Source organism: Mycoplasma procyoni (assembly GCF_017052595.1).
GTDB classification, from domain to species: domain Bacteria; phylum Bacillota_I; class Bacilli_A; order Mycoplasmatales; family Metamycoplasmataceae; genus Mesomycoplasma_A; species Mesomycoplasma_A procyoni.
The window spans coordinates 49,553-70,821 of sequence record NZ_JAFIDB010000004.1 but is presented as its reverse complement, the minus strand read 5'-3'; the positions used below and the strand labels follow the sequence as shown (position 1 = coordinate 70,821).

Annotated in this window: 16 protein-coding genes and 1 other RNA gene; 6 read left to right on the top strand and 11 right to left on the bottom strand. The window is 29.8% G+C overall.

Translation table 4 applies throughout. The features are described from left to right. The first annotated feature begins 12 nt into the window (after positions 1-12). From JV122_RS02180 to rnpB, 6 genes are all read left to right on the top strand, one after another. Positions 13-564, top strand: a complete 552-nt coding sequence (locus JV122_RS02180) for an inorganic diphosphatase (RefSeq protein ID WP_205842878.1) — start codon at positions 13-15, stop codon at positions 562-564. 333 nt (positions 565-897) lie between these two features. After that, positions 898-1,506, top strand: coding sequence for a ribonuclease HII (gene rnhB, locus JV122_RS02175; RefSeq protein WP_205842877.1), 609 nt, complete (start codon positions 898-900; stop codon positions 1,504-1,506). 1 nt (position 1,507) lies between these two features. Next, positions 1,508-2,035 (top strand): tRNA (cytidine(34)-2'-O)-methyltransferase, encoded by a 528-nt coding sequence (locus tag JV122_RS02170; RefSeq protein WP_205842876.1) that lies wholly within the window; start codon positions 1,508-1,510, stop codon positions 2,033-2,035. Further along, positions 2,025-2,765, top strand: coding sequence for a TrmH family RNA methyltransferase (locus tag JV122_RS02165; RefSeq protein WP_205842875.1), 741 nt, complete (start codon positions 2,025-2,027; stop codon positions 2,763-2,765). Before JV122_RS02170 ends, JV122_RS02165 begins: the two co-directional genes overlap by 11 nt. Beyond that, the gene (locus JV122_RS02160; RefSeq protein WP_205842874.1) at positions 2,758-3,021 is read left to right on the top strand and encodes a DivIVA domain-containing protein; all 264 of its coding nucleotides are present in this window, start codon (positions 2,758-2,760) and stop codon (positions 3,019-3,021) included. Before JV122_RS02165 ends, JV122_RS02160 begins: the two co-directional genes overlap by 8 nt. A 12-nt stretch (positions 3,022-3,033) precedes the next feature. Further along, positions 3,034-3,310: RNase P RNA component class B (gene rnpB, locus JV122_RS02155), an RNA gene on the top strand. A 45-nt stretch (positions 3,311-3,355) separates the two neighbouring features. Here the strand turns inward: rnpB and JV122_RS02150 are convergent. From JV122_RS02150 to JV122_RS02100, 11 genes are all read right to left on the bottom strand, one after another. Next, complete coding sequence (locus JV122_RS02150; RefSeq protein ID WP_205842873.1) at positions 3,356-4,387, bottom strand: DNA cytosine methyltransferase; 1,032 nt, start codon at positions 4,385-4,387, stop codon at positions 3,356-3,358. Positions 4,388-4,399: 12 nt separating this feature from the next. Continuing rightward, complete coding sequence (locus tag JV122_RS02145; protein ID WP_205842872.1) at positions 4,400-4,951, bottom strand: hypothetical protein; 552 nt, start codon at positions 4,949-4,951, stop codon at positions 4,400-4,402. 9 nt (positions 4,952-4,960) lie between these two features. Further along, positions 4,961-5,707 carry a hypothetical protein gene (locus JV122_RS02140; RefSeq protein ID WP_205842871.1) on the bottom strand — a complete coding sequence of 249 codons (747 nt, stop codon included), beginning with the start codon at positions 5,705-5,707 and terminating at the stop codon, positions 4,961-4,963. 134 nt (positions 5,708-5,841) lie between these two features. Beyond that, positions 5,842-11,151 (bottom strand): PDxFFG protein, encoded by a 5,310-nt coding sequence (locus tag JV122_RS04990; protein WP_205842870.1) that lies wholly within the window; start codon positions 11,149-11,151, stop codon positions 5,842-5,844. Positions 11,152-11,179: 28 nt separating this feature from the next. Continuing rightward, positions 11,180-11,761, bottom strand: coding sequence for a hypothetical protein (locus JV122_RS02130; protein WP_205842869.1), 582 nt, complete (start codon positions 11,759-11,761; stop codon positions 11,180-11,182). Between the two features lies 1 nt (position 11,762). Then, positions 11,763-13,613, bottom strand: coding sequence for a hypothetical protein (locus tag JV122_RS02125; RefSeq protein WP_205842868.1), 1,851 nt, complete (start codon positions 13,611-13,613; stop codon positions 11,763-11,765). Positions 13,614-13,616: 3 nt separating this feature from the next. After that, positions 13,617-14,933, bottom strand: coding sequence for an ABC transporter ATP-binding protein (locus tag JV122_RS02120; protein WP_205842867.1), 1,317 nt, complete (start codon positions 14,931-14,933; stop codon positions 13,617-13,619). Continuing rightward, positions 14,917-16,152 carry an ABC transporter ATP-binding protein gene (locus tag JV122_RS02115; RefSeq protein WP_205842866.1) on the bottom strand — a complete coding sequence of 412 codons (1,236 nt, stop codon included), beginning with the start codon at positions 16,150-16,152 and terminating at the stop codon, positions 14,917-14,919. Before JV122_RS02115 ends, JV122_RS02120 begins: the two co-directional genes overlap by 17 nt. Before the next feature lie 9 nt (positions 16,153-16,161). After that, entirely contained in the window at positions 16,162-17,166 is a 1,005-nt protein-coding gene (locus tag JV122_RS02110; RefSeq protein WP_205842865.1) for an ABC transporter permease, read from the bottom strand. Further along, positions 17,166-18,221 carry an ABC transporter permease gene (locus tag JV122_RS02105; RefSeq protein ID WP_205842864.1) on the bottom strand — a complete coding sequence of 352 codons (1,056 nt, stop codon included), beginning with the start codon at positions 18,219-18,221 and terminating at the stop codon, positions 17,166-17,168. The genes JV122_RS02110 and JV122_RS02105 overlap by 1 nt, the downstream gene beginning before the upstream one ends. Beyond that, entirely contained in the window at positions 18,222-21,269 is a 3,048-nt protein-coding gene (locus JV122_RS02100; protein ID WP_205842863.1) for an ABC transporter substrate-binding protein, read from the bottom strand.

The window sequence follows — 21,269 nt, the reverse complement described above, 5'->3', positions numbered from 1 at the left end:
TAAAATAACTTTATGAAAAAATTAGTTACAGTTAATATTGAAATACCAAATGGTTCAAACATAAAATACGAATACGATCGTGAAAAACAAATGATTGTTGTAGATAGAATTTTAAGAGATGGATTTAGTTATCCAGCAAACTACGGTTCTTTAAGAGAATGTTTAGACTGAGACGGAGATGAATTAGATGTTTTAGTTTATTCTCAAGAATCTTTTGCTCCTGGAGTTGCTTTAAATGCAAGAATTATTGGAGCAATGAAAATGATCGATGATGGAGAAACAGATACTAAATTAATCGCAGTTCATGCAGATGACTTTAGACTTGAAAACATCCAAAAACTTGAAGACCTTCCAAAATGATGATTAAGAAATGTTGAAGTATTCTTCTCAACATACAAAAACTGAAAAAGAGAAGGAATTACTTCTGTTAGAGGTTTTGAAGGCGAAGAATGAGCAATGAAAGAATACGAAGAATGTCTACAACTAATGAACGACTACGGACACTTACCTAAAAAAGACTTTATTGCTTTAATGAAAGAAAAACACCCAGAAAAATACGAATAAAAAATGGCTCTTGCCATTTTTTTTGTTTGCTTGTTTTTTACCTTTGTTATCGTGAACAATTCTTATTGTGACATTCGAACAAAAGTTGTGACATTCGAGTGACATTCAGTCTGTTTGAGGGCTATTTTTGACATTCAGCGTGACATTCGTGTGACATTCGAGTGACATTCACGTTTTTTTGTGACATTCGGCACAATTTTGTGACATTCAGAAGCATTTATTTTTAAATAACAGTATTAAAAGAATATATACGTTTTGTTTTCACACAACCTGAAGTCAAAATAAATATTATAATTAAGCAAATAAAATTACTTTTTGTATTAAAATTTAAAAATGAAAAATTTTGATGATCAATATAGAAAACAAAAAGGAAATAATTTAGTTGGCTGCGATGAAGTGGGAAGAGGTTGTATTGCAGGTCCTGTTGTAGCTTGTTGCATAATGCTAAAAGAGGATTTTAATAGCAACTTAATCAAAGACTCTAAACAGATTCCAAAATCCAAACATAAAGAAATATCAGACTTAATCAAACAAAATGCACTTGAGTATCATATCAAAGTTGGTGATATCGATCTTATTGATAAAATCAATATACTGAATGCAACTAAAACAATAATGAAAGAAGCAATAGAAAGTTTTCAAACTAAAATTGATATAATTTTAGTTGATCATATTAAATTAGATATTGATAAAGAACACCAAAGCATCACTAAAGGTGATCAAAAATCTTTATCAATTGCAGCGGCATCAATTATCGCTAAATATTACAGAGATCAACTGATGAGCGACTATGCTAAAAAATATTCTCAATATAACTTCCAAACAAATGCTGGCTATTTAACTAAAAAACACAAAGAAGCACTTTTAGAATATGGCTATAGCCCAATTCACAGAAAAACTTTTGAACCTATAAAAACTATGATTAAAGAAAAGGAAAAATAATATGCTAAACATAATTTTATATCAACCAGAAATAAGTCCAAATACAGGAAATATAATCAGAACTTGTTTTGCTCTTGGAGCTAAATTACACATCATTAAACCAATTGCTTTTGAACTTGAACCAAGATTTCTGAAGCGTCCTGCAGCAGGTAAAAGACTAAGCGACATCAGACACGAAGTTCATGCAAACTACGATCAATTTTTAGAAAAATATGGAAACAAAAAAATCTACTACATCACTCGTTATGGACAAAAAACTTACTCAGAAGTTGATTTTAAAAAAGAAGAAGAGCAAAACGAAGATATCTTTGTGATGTTTGGAACAGAATCAACAGGAATTCCTAAAAAAATCTTACAAAAAGATTTAGATGCTTGTTTAAGAATTCCGATGGTTGAAGAAAACAGATCAATTAATTTAGCTAATTCTGTGGTTGTTGTTGGATATGAAATTATGCGTCAATTAGACTTTAAAAACCTTTCAAAATATGAAGTTCAAAAAGGAAAAGACTTTATTTTAAATGATAATTAGTTCACTCAAAAATCAACACATAGTTGATCTTTATAAGCTTCATAACAAAAAAGAAAGAGATGCTCAAGGTCTTTTTTTAGTTGAAAACTGAAAAATAATTAAAGAAGGCATTGATAGAAACTTAATTACAGAAATTCTCACAACTGATACTGATTTTCATTTAGAAAATAGCAATATAAAAATAACTTACATAACCCAAAGCATACTGGAAAAACTTTCTTCAACTAAAACACCTCAAAACATAATTGCTGTATGCAAAAAAACTCAATTTTCTGAATCTAAAATGAAAAGAGTTGTTGTTTTGGATCAGATTCAAGACCCAGGAAATCTTGGAACAATTATGAGAAATGCTGTCGCTTTTGGGTTTGACACAATTGTAATTCAAGGAGTTGATGTTTATAATGAAAAAACTGTAAGATCATCTCAAGGAGCTTTATTTTATTTAAATATTTTACAAACAAACAACCTTGAAGACTTCTTTAAAAAACATCAACAAAATTATCAAATTATTGGAACTATAATTGATAAAAACTCAAAAGAAATTACTGAAATAAAAACCAAAAATACAGAAATAATGGTTGTTTTCGGAAATGAAGGAAATGGAATTTCCGATCATTTAAAACAATATTTTAGTCAAAACGTTTATATAAAAATAAACTTTGAATCACTTAATGTTGCTGCCGCTTCAGCGATCATTCTTAATCACTTAAAGGAAATAAAAAATGCATAAATTTATCGAAAAAATAGTAGACAAGAAATTCAGTGTTGCTATAAATGGCTATGATCCTACTGAAGTAGACTCATTTATAGATAATTTAATAAATGAGTTTAGAAAGTTAGATGAGCAAAATAAACAAAAAGAAAAAGAAATAAGCGAGCTTATTGAAAAACTAAAACAAAACGAACAAAAAATAAAAGAATTAGAAATGAATGCTAAACAAACAGAAAATATCCTAAAATCAATTAAAGAACAACAAAAAATATAGTACAATTATATAAGCATTGGTCAATTGCTGTCGCAAGATAGAGGAAAGTCCGCGCTAGCACTATCTGAGATGATAGTAGTGTTCGTGTTGGGTCTAATAAACCCAAGCCTAGACGACAAGTGCCACAGAGACGAGCTTATTAATTTAAGGTGAAACGCGGTAAACTCCACGAGCTAGAAACCCAAATTTCGGTAGGGGAATCAAGGTTAAGGAAATGAACAATACCTTGAAGATGAAAATCTAGATAAATAATTGACACTCGCAAGAGAACAGAACGCGGCTTATAGATGCTAAAAACACCGTTTATACGGTGTTTTTCTTTATTTTCGGAAAATTATAGCGACCTAATTTTCTTGATTTTCTCAAGCACTTTAATGACTTCTTTTCCAACTTCTTTTGCTAAATTTACAGGAACAGCATTTCCGATTTGTTTGTAAATGCTCGCAACTGAACCACTAAATTGTCACTCATCAGGAAAAGACTGTATTCTTGCATATTCTCTTGTTTTGAGTGGTCTTGTTTGCTCTGGATGACACCTTTCTGTTTGTTTCATAGAAGGAGAAGTTGTCAGGGTTAAAGAAGGTTCATCATAAGATAATCTTCTTGCAATCCCTCTTCTTCCGCCACCCATATAGTAAGTTGTTTTCATATAGTCTTTAGCAACTTGTTCTGGTAAATTAACCCAACAACCTCCAGGAGGAACTAATTCCATTACTTTCTTTTTATTTTCAGAATATTCAACACCAACAGAATCTGGAACATCAACTAATACATCTCTTAATACAGGTTTGTAAGAGTGTTCTTGAGGGAAATTAAATTCAATGTTTTCTACTAAATCTTTTCTAATTCCTATTATAAAAATTCTTTCTCTCTTTTGAGCAACTCCATAATTTCAAGCATTTAGAACCTTATATTTAACTTCATAACCCTCATTTTCAAACACTTCAATCATTGTTTTTAGTGTTTTTCCATTATCATGAGTCACTAATCCTTTTACATTTTCAGCTAAAAACATCTTTGGTTTAAGTTTATTTAGAAATAGTGCATATTGATAAAATAGTGTCCCTCTGACATCTTCCAATCCTCTTTTTTGCCCTGCATAACTAAAAGCTTGACAAGGATAACCTCCAGATAATAAATCCAATTCACCCTCTTTAAGATTAAATTCTTTTAGCAAGTCTTTTTGAGCAAACTCAACAATATCTTCATGGATAACATTTCAATTTTTATTGTTGTTTCTTAAAGTATTTGCAGAATCTTTATCAATTTCTACCAATCCAAGCGTACTAAAACCGGCTTGTTTCAGCCCTAAAGCAAGACCTCCAGCTCCAGCAAAAAGCTCTATTACAGTGTGTTTTTTGTTCATTTTCTCCTTCTTTTAATCTAAATCTCAAACATCAAGTTTTATATTTTTGTTTGTTTCAATTGTTTTTTCAAAATCGATATATCACTTATCTTGAATGGTTCATTTATATTTTAGATAGTTTTTGTAAATTATTTCATTGGCATAAATATCATAAATTTCTCTTACTTTTTGAATCTCTTTTTTATCAAAGTTTTCAATGTAATCAACCGATTTTTTGTAATCATAATTTGTTATCATGTTGTTTGCTACTTGTTTTAAAATTCAAAAGTGCATAAAGAATTTATCATATTTATCTAATTCTTTAAGTTCATTATTTAAATAAGGGATATAAAATACAATCAAATTATCGATTTGATTCTTTTTCAAAGTGCTTAATTTTTCTTCAAATTCAATGTCGCTAATATAGAACAAAATCCCTTTATTTTCATCTAAAAATTCTAAATTAATTTCATTTTGTAATTCTTCTTTTGCGTATTTTTTTATTATTGCTTTAGGTTGCATATCTTTGTATGCTAAAGGTCTTTTAATTCCGTATTCGTCTGTATAGTACAATATTTTAAACATCATTCTCCTTTAAAATTTTTCAATTTCTGTTTTTATTTTATTGAGTGAATCAAGTATATTGGCGACTATTGTTTTTGTATAAAATTCATTTAAATAGATCTTTAATTCTTCATTTAAATGTTCTAAATTAAGGCTGCTTAATTGATAGAATTTAATCAAATCATCCACTAAATCCTTTATTTTAATATTTTTAGCATTCATATAATTGTAATATTTAATGAATTTTAAGTAATCTATATCAAAATTAGAAACAATAAAATTAACATCAAATAAAGTTTTCTCTCTTTTTGTGTTTTCTTTGTATTTTCAAGAAGCTATAATTTTGTTAGCAAGATATTTTTCTATAACATAAGTTTGAATTTTAATTTTTCTATTAAAGAGGATTTTCTCTTTAATAACCTTATCAAAAGACTTTGTTTCCAGTGTAAAATCAATATTAGTTTTTAGCTCTTTTTTGTAAGTTATTAAAACGTTGTAAAAGAGTGATTCGCTGTTATTTGTTCTTTTTTTGAGTTCGCTAAAGCTAATTTCAATGTCTTTGTTATTTCTAAAAATATCTCTAAAGATTTTTTCAATATTCGGGTTATCATCAGCATTAATATCAATATCATCTAAAACTCTAAATACTAAATTTTCATCAGACAAAACATCTAGCGCTCTAGAACCTTCTAGAACAAATTTATCTCAATATTTTGAGCTAAAAATTGAAAAAATTATGTAGTCATCAAAATTCTCTTTAGTTACCTTTATTCTCATCATTCTCCTTTATTTAATTATATAAAATTCTTGTTTCATAAGTGAAATTTTCTGTATTTTAGTTTTTGGAGGTTTGAATTCTGCAACTAAAACAAACCAAAAAGAAAATAGCAGAATAATACTGCTATTTGCTTTTAGTTATTAATGTTAAACTGGAAATCAACTTTGATAATCGCTTTGTTATTTTGTCCTTTTTCAATTGAAATAGGAGCTTGTTTGTTTGTTTTTCCGTTTTCAGAAATATGACTTAAATCACCTAATTCAAAATCAGCAACAAAGTTGTTGTTTTCATCTACAAACTCCATTGTATATTGGTGATTTGGTTCTAATAAAGCATCTCTGTATTTAGCCATTAGAGCATAATCAGAAACTCATGAAGAATAACCCATTTGCTCTAAAGTTATTTTAGAATTCGGATCACCTTGTTTTTGTAGATAAAATAAATTATTTGTATCTTTTATATTAACTTTTAGATACTTAACTTCATTTGTTTTAGTGTCAACAAATTTGATTTTGGCAACTTTATTGGCTATTTCGTTTTTTAAATAACCATACATCGCGACTGTATCTTGTTTTTTGTTTCTAAAAATTCCTGAAACGTTTCTTTGTGAAACACCAAAGTTTTTCATTTGCGAAATAAAGAAAGCTTTTGCTCTTGTGTTTACTTTATTACCTTCAAAGTCTGTGATTCTAATTGAATCATCAACAATTTCATTTCTGTTTTGATCATAAATTGAGTGATTAATGATTTCTTTTTGAGCTAGATCTCTAAAAAAACCATTGCTGTTTGTGATGAATTTTCCAAAGTATGAAGAAGATCTTTCGCTATCTTGACTTAAAACTTTTTCAGCACTTGAACCAAAGATTCCAAACAGTCTTTTTCTTGTTTGAATCTCTAAATCAACTTCAAGATCTTTAAGTTGCTTTTGTAGATCTTCTCTTTGTTTTTGTAACTCTTGAATTTCTTGTTCGCTTTTTTTGTTTTCTTCGTCCATAAAATCATTGAATTGAATTTGTTGGTTAATAATTAAAATCTGTGTGTCAAGTTGTGAAGCTTTTTCTGTTTTTTCCATTAATTCATCAAATTTTGAGCCAATAAAATCTGTATTTCTTTTAGCTTTAATTGCATCAAAAACTCCGAATCTAAAGTTTTTGAGATCAATTAAAGATTTATTGATTTTGTCGATTTTAGTTGCATCTACTACATAAACAAGACCTGAAGTTTTTTCGTTGAGCGATGATAAAAAGCTTGGCATTCCACCTAAATCAGCATCTGAAGGAACATAAGTTGTTTGCACATAATCCCTTGTTAAAATTTCTGAAATAGAGAAAATATAGTCACTAAATTTATCGTTTAATAAAGGTTCAATTCTTGTTAGTGAGTAATTTAGTACATCATCAGAAGGTACTGCTGCATTGAAATTAGAAATAACATAATCATCTAAAATTGAAGGTGAATTGAGCATTCCAAAGTTTCTTCAAGTCACTATATTTCCCATATATCTGTAAAGATCTTGAGAGTTTAGTGAGTTTATAATTGCTTGTTGATCTTTTGTGTCAATAAGATTTTTAACAAAATCTTTAACGATATCTTGCAATTGTTTTGGATCAAATTGATTATTTTTGAGTTCTTTGTTTTCCAAGTTGTAATCAAAGGATTCTAAAAAGATTTTGTTATTGATGTTAATACCAAATTCTTTTGAGAAAATAGCTTGATTTTGCACCATTTCTGTGGCTGGATTGAAATCTTTTAGCGCCATAAAATAATTAGAATTTCTAAATCTAAGCATAATTTCATTTGCAAGTTGTTGTTCTGAAGCAAATAAAACAATTGCTCTAGCTTGCTCGTGTTGTTTTTGATCTCCAAAGAAAGCCATTCTAAATGCGTCTATGTCGAATTTTGTTTTAACATAATCAATATCTCAATTAACTTCTACATCAAATTTAGATTTAGGATTCTTTTTAGCACTTACAGTTGCTTTTGAGTAATCAATTGAAGCAAATTGATATAGTTTTTCTAGAGAATCAAACACAATGCTTGTTGAAGTTTTTCCATTTGTGTCTGTTATTTCTGTCTTAATAGAATCACTAAACGCTGCATAAAGTGAGTTATTTAGATGACTATCAAACACTTTAGAATTTGTTGCAAAAGCGACTTTTTTAATCTTTTGTTCTAATAATTCCTTTTTGTTTTCTAAAGAAGAATTAAGGATTTGTTTGATCTCTGCAGGATTAATTTCTACATTGTTTTGATCAACAAAAACTAATAAATTAGGTTCATCATCTTCTGTGTTTAAACCAATCATTTTTTCAATAAACACAAAGGCTGGATTAATCTGTGCTTTACCTGAGTAATATGCATTTAAAACCTTTTCAATTCTCTTTAATAAATCAGAAGTTGATTGAGTTTTATAGATCTCACTTAAGTTTTCAAAGGCAGCTCCAGTTCCTATTCTGATTGTGTTTGAAACATCAGGGAAACTAAAGGAATTTGTGATGTTTTTGTCATTGTCTACAAAGGCAAAAATGCTGTTTAGTTGTCCGATTAAAACGGAAGCTTGTTGTGGTGAGTTTTTGATGCTTGCTGCTGTTTTATAAATGTTTAATAACTGCTCTGCAACAGAAGAATTAGCACTAATTGCACTGTATTCATTTGCTTTTCTTGGGTTTTGATCACCAGGAATTCCGTTGTATTGTGGATCTTTTTCTTCTGGATTATTTCTGTTAATTAAATTTGTTTCTAAAGTTTTAAGATCAACATCACCTAAAACGGTTTTAAAGCCTGTAGAAACTTTATTTCCTAAATTACTGTCAGCACTATTTCAACCATTTTCTGTTATTTTTTTAACTATAACAGACATTAAATAGTTTTTAAGTTTTAGATTTTGTTGTTTAATAAACTCAATTGTTTGAGCATCTAAAGGTTCATTTAGAGCGACATTGAAAACTGGTGTTGAATCCTGTTTAAATCAGTTGAAACTAATTGCTTTTTGGACTATTTTTCCATCTTCAACATCTAAAGTCACATTAACTGCATTAACATCAAAATCATCATCATTTTTTCAAATAATTGCATTTTCTAAAGAATTGCCTTTTCCATCTTTTAGTGAGCTAATAATGGACTTAACATCAACTTTAGAAATAGCATATTCATTTGAGTTAGAGTCTAGTTTAAAGACCTTAAAATCACCGCTAATTGTTGGGTTGATTGTGCCAGAGTGATGATCAAATGAGTTTGCAATAAAGAGATCAGAAAGATTAACTCCTCTTAGTCTTGCTGCTTCTTCCATCCCTTTAAAGGTCTGTAAAAACCTTCTTTTTTCGTTTTCAGCAAGCTCACTAATTGAAGCTTTTTCATTATCAGAACCTCAAACATCTGCTGTGTTTTCAGTCACAAAATCACCATTTGAGTCTTTAAATTTAAACTTAATAAATTGACCTTTAGAACTCTCAACATCTAAAGCATTAACTCTTTGAAAATCAAGATTTGTTCTTGCTTTTAAGTAGTTTTCTAGAGCGCTTTGCGCAAAATAAGAGTTGATTCCGATTCCGCTTCTTGTAACTATTCCTCCAACTACTAAAGCATTTTGATCGTTGTTTAGTGCTTGATTTTGTTCAAGAGTTAAATGGTGACCATATTCATGAGTTGCAACATATTTTAAGAAGTCTGTAGAAATACCTTCAAAATTATCACTTAAAGCACCTAAAACTAAAGGCAATCCAATTCTGTCACTTGAACTAAAACCTGTATAATCCCCGTATTTTAGTTCGAATTCGTAGAATCCTTCTTTGTTTAATTTTTTAGAAACATAAGCACCATTTTGCTTTTTAAGCAGATGTGGATATTTCTGTGAAACTTTTTCAATTAAGCCTGGATAAGCCTCTGCATAAGCTTGATATTTTCTTGTTTTATAACCCTCTAGTTTGTTTCCATTTAAATCAAGGGCATTTGGGTCTTCAGGGCTGTAAGAAATAGCAATTGGATTAATTGCTCTTTTATATGAAGTTGCTTGTTTTAGAGACTCGAATGTTTGAGCATCTTTTTGACTTAAATTAAAGGCATCTAATTTAATTGTTTTTTGAGCATTATCATTTGAAAGTTCAATAATTAAAACACCATCTTGAACTTTCAGAGATTTAATTAATCATTTGCTTAATTTTTCTTTTTGTTCCTTTGTAAGTTCATTGTAGTTTTTTAGGGCTTCAAAGTCATTTAATGCTTCTGTTTTATCCTTAAAAAAGACAAGTTGTTGATCATCTTCATACACAAAAACTTCTTTATTTTGAGCAAAATTAATTCCGTAGTAATCTAAGAAATTAATAACTTCAGAATTAAGTTCCTGAGCAAATTGATCAAGACTTATTTGATAAATTGCTTTTAGTTCACTTTCTAAAAACTTAATTTCCTGTTGATCAGAATTTTGGTCTGTGTATTTGAGTTCTAAAATGGCTTCGCCACTTTCAGAAATCTTTGTTTCAATTGCAGAAATTTTGATGTTTTGTTTTGAGTCAAAATCAAAATCATCTTTGTTTAGTTTATATTTAGAAACTAAAGCATCAAATTGCTCTTTTGTTGTGTCTTTTTTGATAAAAATAGGCTTTAGAGCACTTTTAGAAAATACACTAATAAATTCTCTGTTTATTAGTCTTTTTGGTAAGTGTAGATCTAAAAAGGAACGGTTTGTGCTTGAGTCAATAAAATTAGAAATTAAACTTGAAGTTGGTATTGTGTTAACAAAATCAACTAAATCTTGATAAGACTGATTGTCATTAAATACAGAATAACTCAGTGAATCGGTTTCATTTCCTTCTCCAGCTAAATTGGAGTGAATCGGAAGTGAACCAAAAAAGGCATCTGGGAAAAACTTAATTTCATTTAGTTCTTTATCTAGAGATGAGTGAGAACCAAGAGTTATAGCATTACCATTCATCTCAACTCCCTGAACTATTCTAAAGGAATCTAAAGTTAATAAATCAGGTCCTCAAGCAACATTTCCAAAGAATCACTTAGAAAACTCAATAAATTGTTTTGGTCTTAGCGCCAAAACATATTCATTGTAAAAACTAAATGAACCATATTTAACTTCTAAAATAAAACTTTCATTATAACGTTTGTAGTATTCATTAAAGAATTGATCAAAGTCATACTTTTTTGATTCATTTTCATTGAATCAAAAGAGAGTTCCTTCTTTGTTTAAAGAACCTACTTTTTGTTTTTTAGATGGATCTGTTATGTATAACTGAGAAACTAAATTACGATTTTGATCATAAATCTTTGTGTAATCATTATCAAAATCTTCAGCTTTTAGACCTGAAGAATATCCTTTTGATTCATTCGAGTTATTTGCATAAATAAACATTGAAGTTAGTGTAGCTGCAGATAATCCCAAAATGATTCCGGCTGCAATTAACCCTTTTGTTTTCAGTGATTTAATTTTTTTCATTTTTCCTCATATATTGCATATTGTTTGTTTATTTGTTAAATTTGAGTATATCGTTTTTGGTTTGTATTATTTCATCATAGTGATTAATGTGTCATAGTTTACCTTTAATAGCAAAACTAAAAGCAACTAGTTTTCTTTTAGGATCTAAATTTAAACTAATTTTTAGATCAAGATTGATGTTTTGTTGATAAGTATAATAATTGATAAAACCTAATTGATCTAATTTAATTAAAGCATCATTGAAATTAAGATCGTTGTTTTCATTAAACAATGAAAAGAGTTTATCAACAAATTCTTGATAAGAAATTTCTGTATTTTCTTTTAGTTCGACTAAAAATTCAGAAAGAATTTGTGGATTGTTTGCGTTATCGTATGTTTGTGTATTTATTTTGTTTTTTTCTTTTTGTTGCTGTGAAATTTGTTTTGATTTGTTGTAGTTGTTTAAATTAATAATTTGATTTTTGTTTTCAAAATCTTCTTCTTTTGAAAATATTTTTGCTTCTTTCTCATTCTGTGGTTTTATGGATTGTTGACATGAAGATAAAGCCGAATATGATAAAACCAAAGAATAAGAAAAAAGCAAAATAAATGCTTTTTTGGTTGTTTTCATATTAGCTAAGTTTTTTTAGACCTTCTGCATTTTCTTTAATGTATCTAAATGATCAGAAAGGTTTTTGATCACGAAAACCTTTAGGATCATAAACAGTGTAATTTTCTCTTTCTGATGCTCTTTCTGCTACTGTATACCCTGAAAGAATTTTATACATTTCTTCATAGAAATATCCATCAATTATAGCTCTATCAATTGAATAAAGTAGTTTAGAAATTTTATCTCTTATAGGAAGGTTTGTTGTTCCACCAAAGAGAATTGCTTTATATTGCAATTCTTTTTCTGTTCCAACTGGTTTTTCTTCGAAAAATGCCTTAAGAACTTCTTTTTTAAGTTCAATTAAAAGATTTTTGATTTTAATATCTTCTTCATTTTGTTTGTAAGCTCTTTCAACTTTTGGTGCTAAATCAGAAATGATTCTGTATTCTTCTTTTCTGCTTCTAATGTATGAAGTTCTAACCTTTGTAGCTCCTTTTTCTAAAGGATTAGTTTCAGAAACTACAGTAGAAGTGTAAGCTGATGATCTAAAGAATTTATCATAATCATATGAACCATCTGCTTTTGTAAACAGAGAAGGTTTGTGAGAATTAATTCTAGCTAAAAATACTTTTCTAACTTCTCTTAATTTTTCTAAAGTGTCAGCTTCTCTAAGTTGATCTAAAGTTTCAGTTTTTGTTCCTGGTTCATATCTTTCGATTGTATTAACATTTACAAGAGCTAAAGCTCTTATTTTTTTATCATCTTTTTGATATTGATCTAGAACTTTTCTTGCAAGTGCTTTAGCTTCTTCTAATGTTAAATCTGCTTTTTGTGATTCTGTTTTTAGTTCAGATTTCACTTTTTTCTCAGCGTCTGTTGATTCTTCTAATGTTCCTATTAACTCAGAAACTTTAGCTTTAAATTGAGCAACTTGCTCATCAGAAGGCTGGGGTGTTCTTGCTGCTTCTTTAAGTTCTTCAACTAAAGTATTAAGAGGTCTATCAGCAATTTCGAGTCTTTGACCTAATCTTGTGTTAAATTCTTCTTTTTTATCATTTGCTAATAATGTTGAGTAGATATCAAATTCTTGAAGTAGTGAGTATCTTGAAGATTCTGTATCTCTGATATCTTCTTTAAGAGCTGCTTTTAGTTTTTTATCAAATTCAAGTGATTTTGCATAACTATCGACACTTTGAACTTCTTCACTTAATTTAGCAATTGTTTCTTTTTTGTTGAAGTTGTCTTCGATGTATTTTGTTGTTTTTGCTTTATATTCATCTAATTTAGCAACAAATTCTGTGTTTCTTTGTTCTAGAACTTTAGCTTTAAGTTCATCTAGCTTTTTGTTGTTTTCGATTGAGTTTAGCTCTATAGTAAATTCTTGTTTTTTAGCTTCAGTTTCAAGTTTGTTAATTTCAACTTCAACTTCTGCTTTTTGTTCTTTGATTTTTTGATCAACAGTAGCTTTGAATTTTTCTAACTCTTCTTTTGTTCTTTGTGTAGCAGTTAAATTGTTTTTAAGTTCTGATTTTTCAGCCACATCCCTTGTAAAGAATGTATTAATTTGTGCCTCAATTTGATCAAAAAAGATATTTAGTTCATTTTGAGCAATTGTTGTGTCAACTTCTGAATTAAGTACTTCAACTTCTGTTGAAGTTTTTGTTTCATTTAGTTTTGTAGTGAAAGTGGTTTTTTCAGCTTGACTTAAAAACTGTGAGTCGTTAATTTTTGTAGCTAATTTTGCTTTTTCACTTTCATATTTTTCTTTTTCGATTTCTTGTTCTGTTTTAGCAACTTTTTGACAAGATGCTAAAGCAACAGTTGAAAGCGCTATTGGACTAAGGGCAAATAAAAGTTTCTTAGTTTTTTTCATATTTTAATAGTTTCCTTTCTTTCAATTCTCAACTTCTTGTTGTGTTCCTAACACGAAGTGATCATCATTTATTTTAATTCACTCAGGTTGATTTGTTTCTGAGTATTGGTGCATGTTAATATCATACACATAACCAATTAGACTCCCTTTGTTTCCTGAAATAGAAGGAACAGCATCTAAAAGGCTTTTTGTATAAGGGTGGAGTGAGTTATTCATAATTTCTTCTGCGCTACCAACCTCTAATAATCTTCCTTTGTTCATAACAGCAATTCTGTCTGAAATGTACTCAACCATTCTTAAGTCATGAGCAATAAAGAGAATGGTTAGATCGTATTTTTCTTTAAGTTCATTAAAGATGTTAACTACTTGAGCTTGAATAGAAACGTCAAGTGCTGAAATTGGCTCATCAGCAACTAATAAAGAAGGTCTTAAAACAACAGCACGAGAAATACCAATTCTTTGTTGTTGTCCCCCTGAAAACTCAAGTGGATATCTTCTTAAAACAGTTTCATCAAGTCCAACAGATTGTAGAATATCTCTTACAAGCTCTCTTCTACACTCTTTTTCGCTTAATTCAGACATTTTGTCTCTTTGAGCTTTGAATTCTTGAAGTTTTGCTTTAATTTCTTCATTTGTGAGTTTGTTTAGTAAATCTTCATATAAAGCACTGTAAGCACTTTTTGAGTCTAAAGAGATTTTAGCGTCTAATTCTTTTTCGAATTCCCCGTAAAATCCTTTATTTTGGTCATTTTTTTCTAAAAGAGAATAGATTTCTCTTTTAATATTTTGATCAAAGTTAAACAGGAAAATTTCTTTTGAGTTCTTTGTGTTCATTAGACCTTCAGAAACTACTGCTTCAACGTTTTTGTGTGGATTCAGTGAGTTTGCTGGGTCTTGGAAAATCATTTGAACTTTATTTACTAAGAAATTTTCGATTTCTTTGTATTCTTTCAGTTTTTGACCAAATTTTAGTCCTCTTTGCATTTTTTTAGGAAGGGTTTTGTTAAGCATTTGGATTTCTCCAAAGCTATAAGGAACAAGTCCAACAAGTGTTTTTCCGATTGTACTTTTTCCAGAACCAGATTCTCCTACAAGTCCTAAAACTTCTCCTTTGTAGATGTTTAAGTTTAGATCACTTACAGCTCTAAACTGTTTTGAACCACTACCATAAGAAATATCAACGTTTCTAAATGTAGCAATGATTTCTTGGCCTTGTTTTGGCTCAAGCATTTGCTCTACACCTTTTGTGTTTTTTCTAGCTACCTTTTTTGTTCCGAAAGGATATTTCTTGACACTATAAATTTTATGATTGTTTTCCATTTTTATTTAAATAATCCTTTCATAATTGAGCTATAACTTCTGGTGGTTCGTATGTAGGTGCTTGTTTATCTAAAAGAGCAGATTTTACTCTGTGAGTATCTGATACAAAGTAAAAATCAGGTTCGATTTGAAAGTCTCTTCCAAGGGCGTAGTCGTTTCTGACTGCAAAAGCATCTCCTTGGATGTTATTTAAATTAGAAGGAACACTTCCTCTAATTGTGGCAAGTCTTCTTCCTTTATTTAAATCGGGCATACTTGAGATTAAACCTCAAGTATAAGGGTGTTGTGGGTAGTTAAGAATTTCTTCTCTTGTACCTTCTTCAATGATTTGTCCAGCGTACATAATTGAGATGTAATCAGCAATTGAGGCAACAACTCCTAAGTCGTGAGTAATAAAAACAATTGCTAATTTTAGTTTTTCTTGTAGTGATTTAATAACATCTAAAACAAGGGCTTGTACAGTTGGATCAAGTGCTGTTGTTGGTTCGTCCATAACAAGAATTTTTGGCTCAAGAGCAACAATAGCAGCAATAACAATCCTTTGAATCATTCCTCCTGAAAGTTCATGAGGATAAAGCTTCATAACAGCTTCTGGGTCGTTAATTTTTGTTAATCTTAAAAATTCAATTGCTCTTTCTTGAGCTTCTTTTTTAGTATTAACAATTTTGTTTAAAAGCATTCCTTCAATGATTTGTTTTCCAATTTTCATTGTTGGATTTAGTGTTGACATCGGGTTTTGGAAAACGGCAGATACAACACGCCCACGGAAGTTAGAACGTTCTCAGTCTTTTAGTGAGAATTTTTCAACATTGTTGTTATAAAGTAAAACTTCACCAGAGTCAATGATTGCATTGTTTCCTGTTAGTCCATAAAGCAGAGATGTAATAACTGATTTACCACTTCCTGATTCACCAATGATTGCATGTACTTTACCTTCATAAATTTTGATTGAAGGACCTCTTAAAACTTTGTTTTTCTCTCCTGGTCTTGCAGGGTTAGAGAAAGATAAATGAATGTTTTTGATTTCTGCAGCAACTTTTAATTCAGTTCCGTTTGCAAAGCTTTGTAGTTTTGCATTTTTGGAAAACTCTGCAAAATTAAAGTGTTTTTTAGCAATTTTTTTAGTCTTCTTTTTAGATTTTAGTGTTGTTTTAAAATCGTTAAATTTTCTTTTGGCTCTTGAGTGTAGAATTTTAAAATGTTTAGAGATCTTATTCATAGTTTTTTCCTATCTTTGTCTTCTAAGTGCATCTTGTACACTTGCACCAATTAATTGAACACTTGTTGTGATTAAGACTAAAATGGTTGAAGGAACAAAAACATATCTTAAATAAGTTGGGAATGTTTTTTGACCCTCTGAAATTAAGTTTCCTAATGTAGGAACATCTTCAATTGCTAAACCAATAAATGAAAGTGAAGTTTCTGATAAAACAACTCCAGGAATTGTAAATACTAATTGAGTAATTAGGATTGGTAAAATAACTGGAACATAGTTGCTTAAGATTTTGATTGTTGGTGTTCCTAAAACTTTAGAAGCAGCAACTCATTCAAAGTTTTTGGCTCTTTTTACTTGTGCTCTAATTTGGTTTGCCATTCCTGTTCAGGAGGTTAAAGAAAGAGCAAGAGCAATAACTCAGAAAGTTGGTTGTGCAACAATTGTAATTAAAATCAAAATTAGAATTGTTGGTACAACAGAAAGAATTTTAATTATAAAGGTCATCACTTTGTCAAAGACATTAAACTGACCCATCATTATTCCAACACTTAGTCCAATGATAACCTCAATAAAAGTAACAACAAAGGCTAAAGATAAAGAATACCTCAGACCATGTCATAAACGAGCTCATAAGTCTCTTCCTGTGTCATCAGTTCCTAAAATATGGTAAATTCCCTTTGAGTCTCTTTGGTTAAAGATTAAATAACGGTTTTCAACATCAGAAATTGTTGGATCTAAAGTTGTAAAAGGAATAATAAGTGCTAAAAGAATGATTGTTGTAATAATCATAAAACCTAAAACACCTGAAAAGTTATTTGAATAACGGTAAATAAATTCTTTGAATGTTTTGGTTTCTGGTTTCATGTGAGTATCGTTTGAGTACTCAAATGTTTTACCAACTATTTTTCAAGCTTGATATTGGAAAGGTTGCAAAACAGCGTTTGGTGCCAGTAAAATTGATTCTGCATCAATTTCATCTTTTGGCTTTGGTTTTTTGAAAAATTTAAAGATCGACATTAAGCACCCTTTCTTCTGATTCTTGGATCGATTAATTCATAAAGAATATCTCTTGTTGCATATGAAACAATAGTTAATAATGAGAACATCACAATTAAGAACAATACAACATTGTAGTCTTTTGTTTGGATAGCTTGTAGAAGCATTGCTCCAGACCCTGAAATAAAGAAGATTTGTTCAATGAAGATACTTCCTAAGAATGAACCAAAGATTACAGCAGGGAAGAATGTTGCAATTGGGAATAGTGATGGTTTAAGTGCATGCACTCAAACAAAACGGTTTTTTGATAAACCTTTTAAATAAGCAAATTTCGCATGAACTGAGTTTAATTCTCTGTTAAGCTCAGTTCTGATGTATTTAATATAAACAATGATACTTCCTAAAGAAAGTGCAAGTCCAGGAAGGATGTATGTTAAGAAGTTTTTAGAATCGAAGATGTAAGGTAAACCCACTAATCTTCCTAAAAATACTAATAATAGAGCAAAGATAATTGAAGGGATAGAAGAGAAAATACTTACCATTACTGTTGAAGCATTATCAACAAATCCTCCAGGATTTTTACCTACTCAAACCCCTAAAGAAATTCCGATTGAAACAGTCAATCCTACAGAGAAAATCCCTACATAGAATGATTTTAGGAATCTTTCTCAAATAAAGGAGTTAATTTCTTGTCCAGGGAAAAGTGATAGAGAAATTCCAAAATCACCCCTGAATAAGCCTCCTAAATAATTGAGATATCTTTGCATTAGTGGAAGGTTTAGTCCGTATTTAGCTTCTACAGCTTTTCTTGCAGCTTCATCAAGTCCTGCAGTTAAACTGTTTGAACCTGGAACGGCGTTGATTAAAAAGAATGTGATGGAAATAACAATAAAACCAATTAAAAAGAATTCTAGAATAATTTTAAGTAGTTTTCATGATGATTTTAGAACTGGAGAGTCGACAGAAACAATTTTTTGAGCAACTGTTTTCTTTTCTGTACGTTTGTTTGTGAAATAAATATCATTATTATCAAAATAAATAGTTTTATTATCTTGTTTTTGTTTGATTAATTTCATCTATCCTCTCTTTCTTGGTAAACCAGCTTTAGGTGGTCTTGTAAAATCATATGCATATTGTAGAGCAAAAGTAAACACAGAGCTTACTCCTCCAACTTTTGTTATTTCTCAGTTTGTATCAACTTCCATTAAAGGAATTACAAACGCACCATCTCTAACTATTTTTTCGAAATGACCAATTAATACATACACAAATGTTTCTTTTCATTGTTGTTTTAGTTCTTCTTGACTAAAGTTAGCTGAAAAGAAAGCACTTAATCTACTTGAGTATTGAGAAGTTGTTTCTGAATCTTTTTGTAGAGAAAGTTCAATGAATTTTTCTCAGAAATTAATTTCTGGGTATTTTTGGTGATCAATTGATTGTTCGAATTTCAGTCTTTTTTCTGTATCTTTTGTTAATTCTGCAATTTCTTTAACACTCATTTTGCTTACTAAATAAGTGTTAAATGCTCTTTTTAGTCTTCCGATTTTGATGTTTTTGTTACTAATTAGTTCTCTTTCAAGAAGTTCTTTAATTAGTCTTTGAGATAGTAATTTAGCATCAGCGTCTTGAGCATCACTAAATTCTTTTGCAAAGTCAATTGAGTATTTATTTGCGAAGTTAACAATGTCTAATTTTTTGGAATCGTCTTCTGTTTTAATTGAGTAGAATTCCTGCTTAATTCCTGTATTTGAGTTAATTTTAGCAACTATTTTTTGGATTAAAGGAGCTAAAATTTCTTCTCTTGTTTTTTGTTGTTTTTCAAGTACTAAATCAGCAATGTAGTCTGCATAAGTAAATGAACCAACTGGGTTGTCTTTAAATCCAATGCTTTTTTGGATTAAGCTATCAATTTCATCTCTTCTGAAAAAGGCTGCGATGTAGTCGTGAGCACCATTCCCTCCGATTTTATCGTAGTTTTGGTAAATAATATCATATTTTCCTGTTTCAATAAAGGAAGCAAAGGTGTTTTCTGGTAAGCTCTTAACTTCAATTTCAACAAATCCTCCAAAAGCGTGTTTTACAGCTTCTTTTAAGAATGTTCCAGCTTTTTTCTGTTCATCTGTTGAGTTATTTAAGAAAGTTAATTTAACTTGTTTTAGGTTTGGGTGTTTTTGTTTGAAACGATTAATGTAGTATTGTGCTGTGTCAACATCAAAAGCAATGTCACCTCTAGAAGTTTTTTCAAAGGTGTATCCTTTAGATAAATGCACTACATAATCATAGTTTTGTACAGCAAATTCTTTATTATTTTTTGCTGAAGCTTGTAGATCACTGAAGAATGTTTCAATGTTTTTTCCGTCAACAGTTTTGTATTGTCCATAAGCTGTTCAGGTGTTAACAGGGAATGAGAAGTCTCATCCTACAAACTTAATAATGTTTTCTCTGTTGATTGAGTAATAAATAGCATTTCTTAAGTCTTGATCTTGAATGTAGCTTTGAGCATTTGTTTCTTCGTCTAAGTTAAATCCAAAAGCAATTGTTCCATAACCAACATTTTTGTTTAGATAATCTTTATATTCTTGATTTGATCAGTATTTGTTGATTTTTTGAGCTGGAATATAAGTTTGAGAGATATAACCATCTTCAAAGAATGTTGAGTTAATGTTTCTATCAGTTGAGAAATAGATTTTGATTTTGTTTGAAATTGTGTTAGTTGCATCAAAGTAGTCTTTATCTTTTTCAAGATTAATTTCACCTTGAGGTCCTAAAATAACTTCTTTAGGATTCATTTTGAAAGGACCACTCGTTAAGAATTGATAAGGGTTTGAACCGAATTTATCAATTCCTCCAGCAACTGTTTCAATGTATTTTCTGTTTGCTGGATATAAATTAGTCATTATTTGAGTAATTAAGAAACTTAAGCTTGGTGTTCTGTTTTCATCAAAAATTACTGTAAAAACGTTTTCAGAGTTTGCAATTTGATTGAAGCTTGCAACGATTTTGTTGTCTTTGATTATAAATTTTTGATAAGGGTTTAGATAATCGTTTTTAACTAAAGTTACAGTTTTGAAAATTGGTTCGTTTTTAGCGTTTGTTCCTGTTTTGATTTTGAAAGTTTGGTTGTCATTAGTTTCTAAATCAAAACCTTTGTTGTACTCAAGGTTTTTTTCAATTTCTTCGTTTGAATAGTCTAAAAAGATTTGCCCTGTGTAGAATCCAAAGTTTAATGCAGCTTGTTTGATTGCTTCTACTTCTTTGGAATCATCCATTGGATTACCATTTGCATCTTTGGCTTGTGATTGTCAAACTTTTTGTTCAGGATCTTGAATGAAGTTTCCATCTTTGTCTTTGATGTATTTTCTTCTACCTCAAGGGTTGATGTATTGTGTGTTGAATTTTTGTAAATACTCTTTTTGAGCATCAATAAATCTTTCAGCACCCCTGATTCCAAATTTTCTTATTTGATCAAGTCTTTGTGAACCTGTGTTGATGTCTAAAATGTATTCTAAATAGTCTCTAACGTCGTTTGCTGAAATATAGTCTCCATTGCTTCAACGGTTTAGTTTGTTGTTGATTTTAGCTGTTAGAGCCATGTAGTTGTTTGAGTTTTTAGGGTTTCTAAAAGCATAGAAAGAACCGTTTCTAACAATGTCTCCTTGTGATGAAGCCGCAATACCTCCAACAAGCTCAAAAGCTGATGAGAAGTTGTAGTAGCTCGCTTGCACAAGTCCATAACCATCTTTATCTTCTAGCTCTTTTGAAAGCTTGAAAAGATCGTTAAAGTTACTTGATTCTTGACCTTGATCGTTTTTAGAATCCTTTGTATCAACTAAAACGAAGTTGAAGTTATTTGTGTGGATCAATGATTTCAAGCTTGCTGTTGGTCCACTCTTAATTAAAGGGTCAATCAGGGCTGGAAGTAATTTATCCATCGATTTATAACGAATGTAATTTAGGTTGTTGATAGGTTCTGAAGTTAGTCCTAAATCATAATCAACACTGACTTGTCTAGATGATTGAGTTGCCGGTTGTTCACTTTTTGAACAGGCAGCAAAAATCAGTGTTGTTAGTGGCATTGCCAGAGCTGAACTACCTAAAATTACCTTTCTTAGTGTATTTTTCAT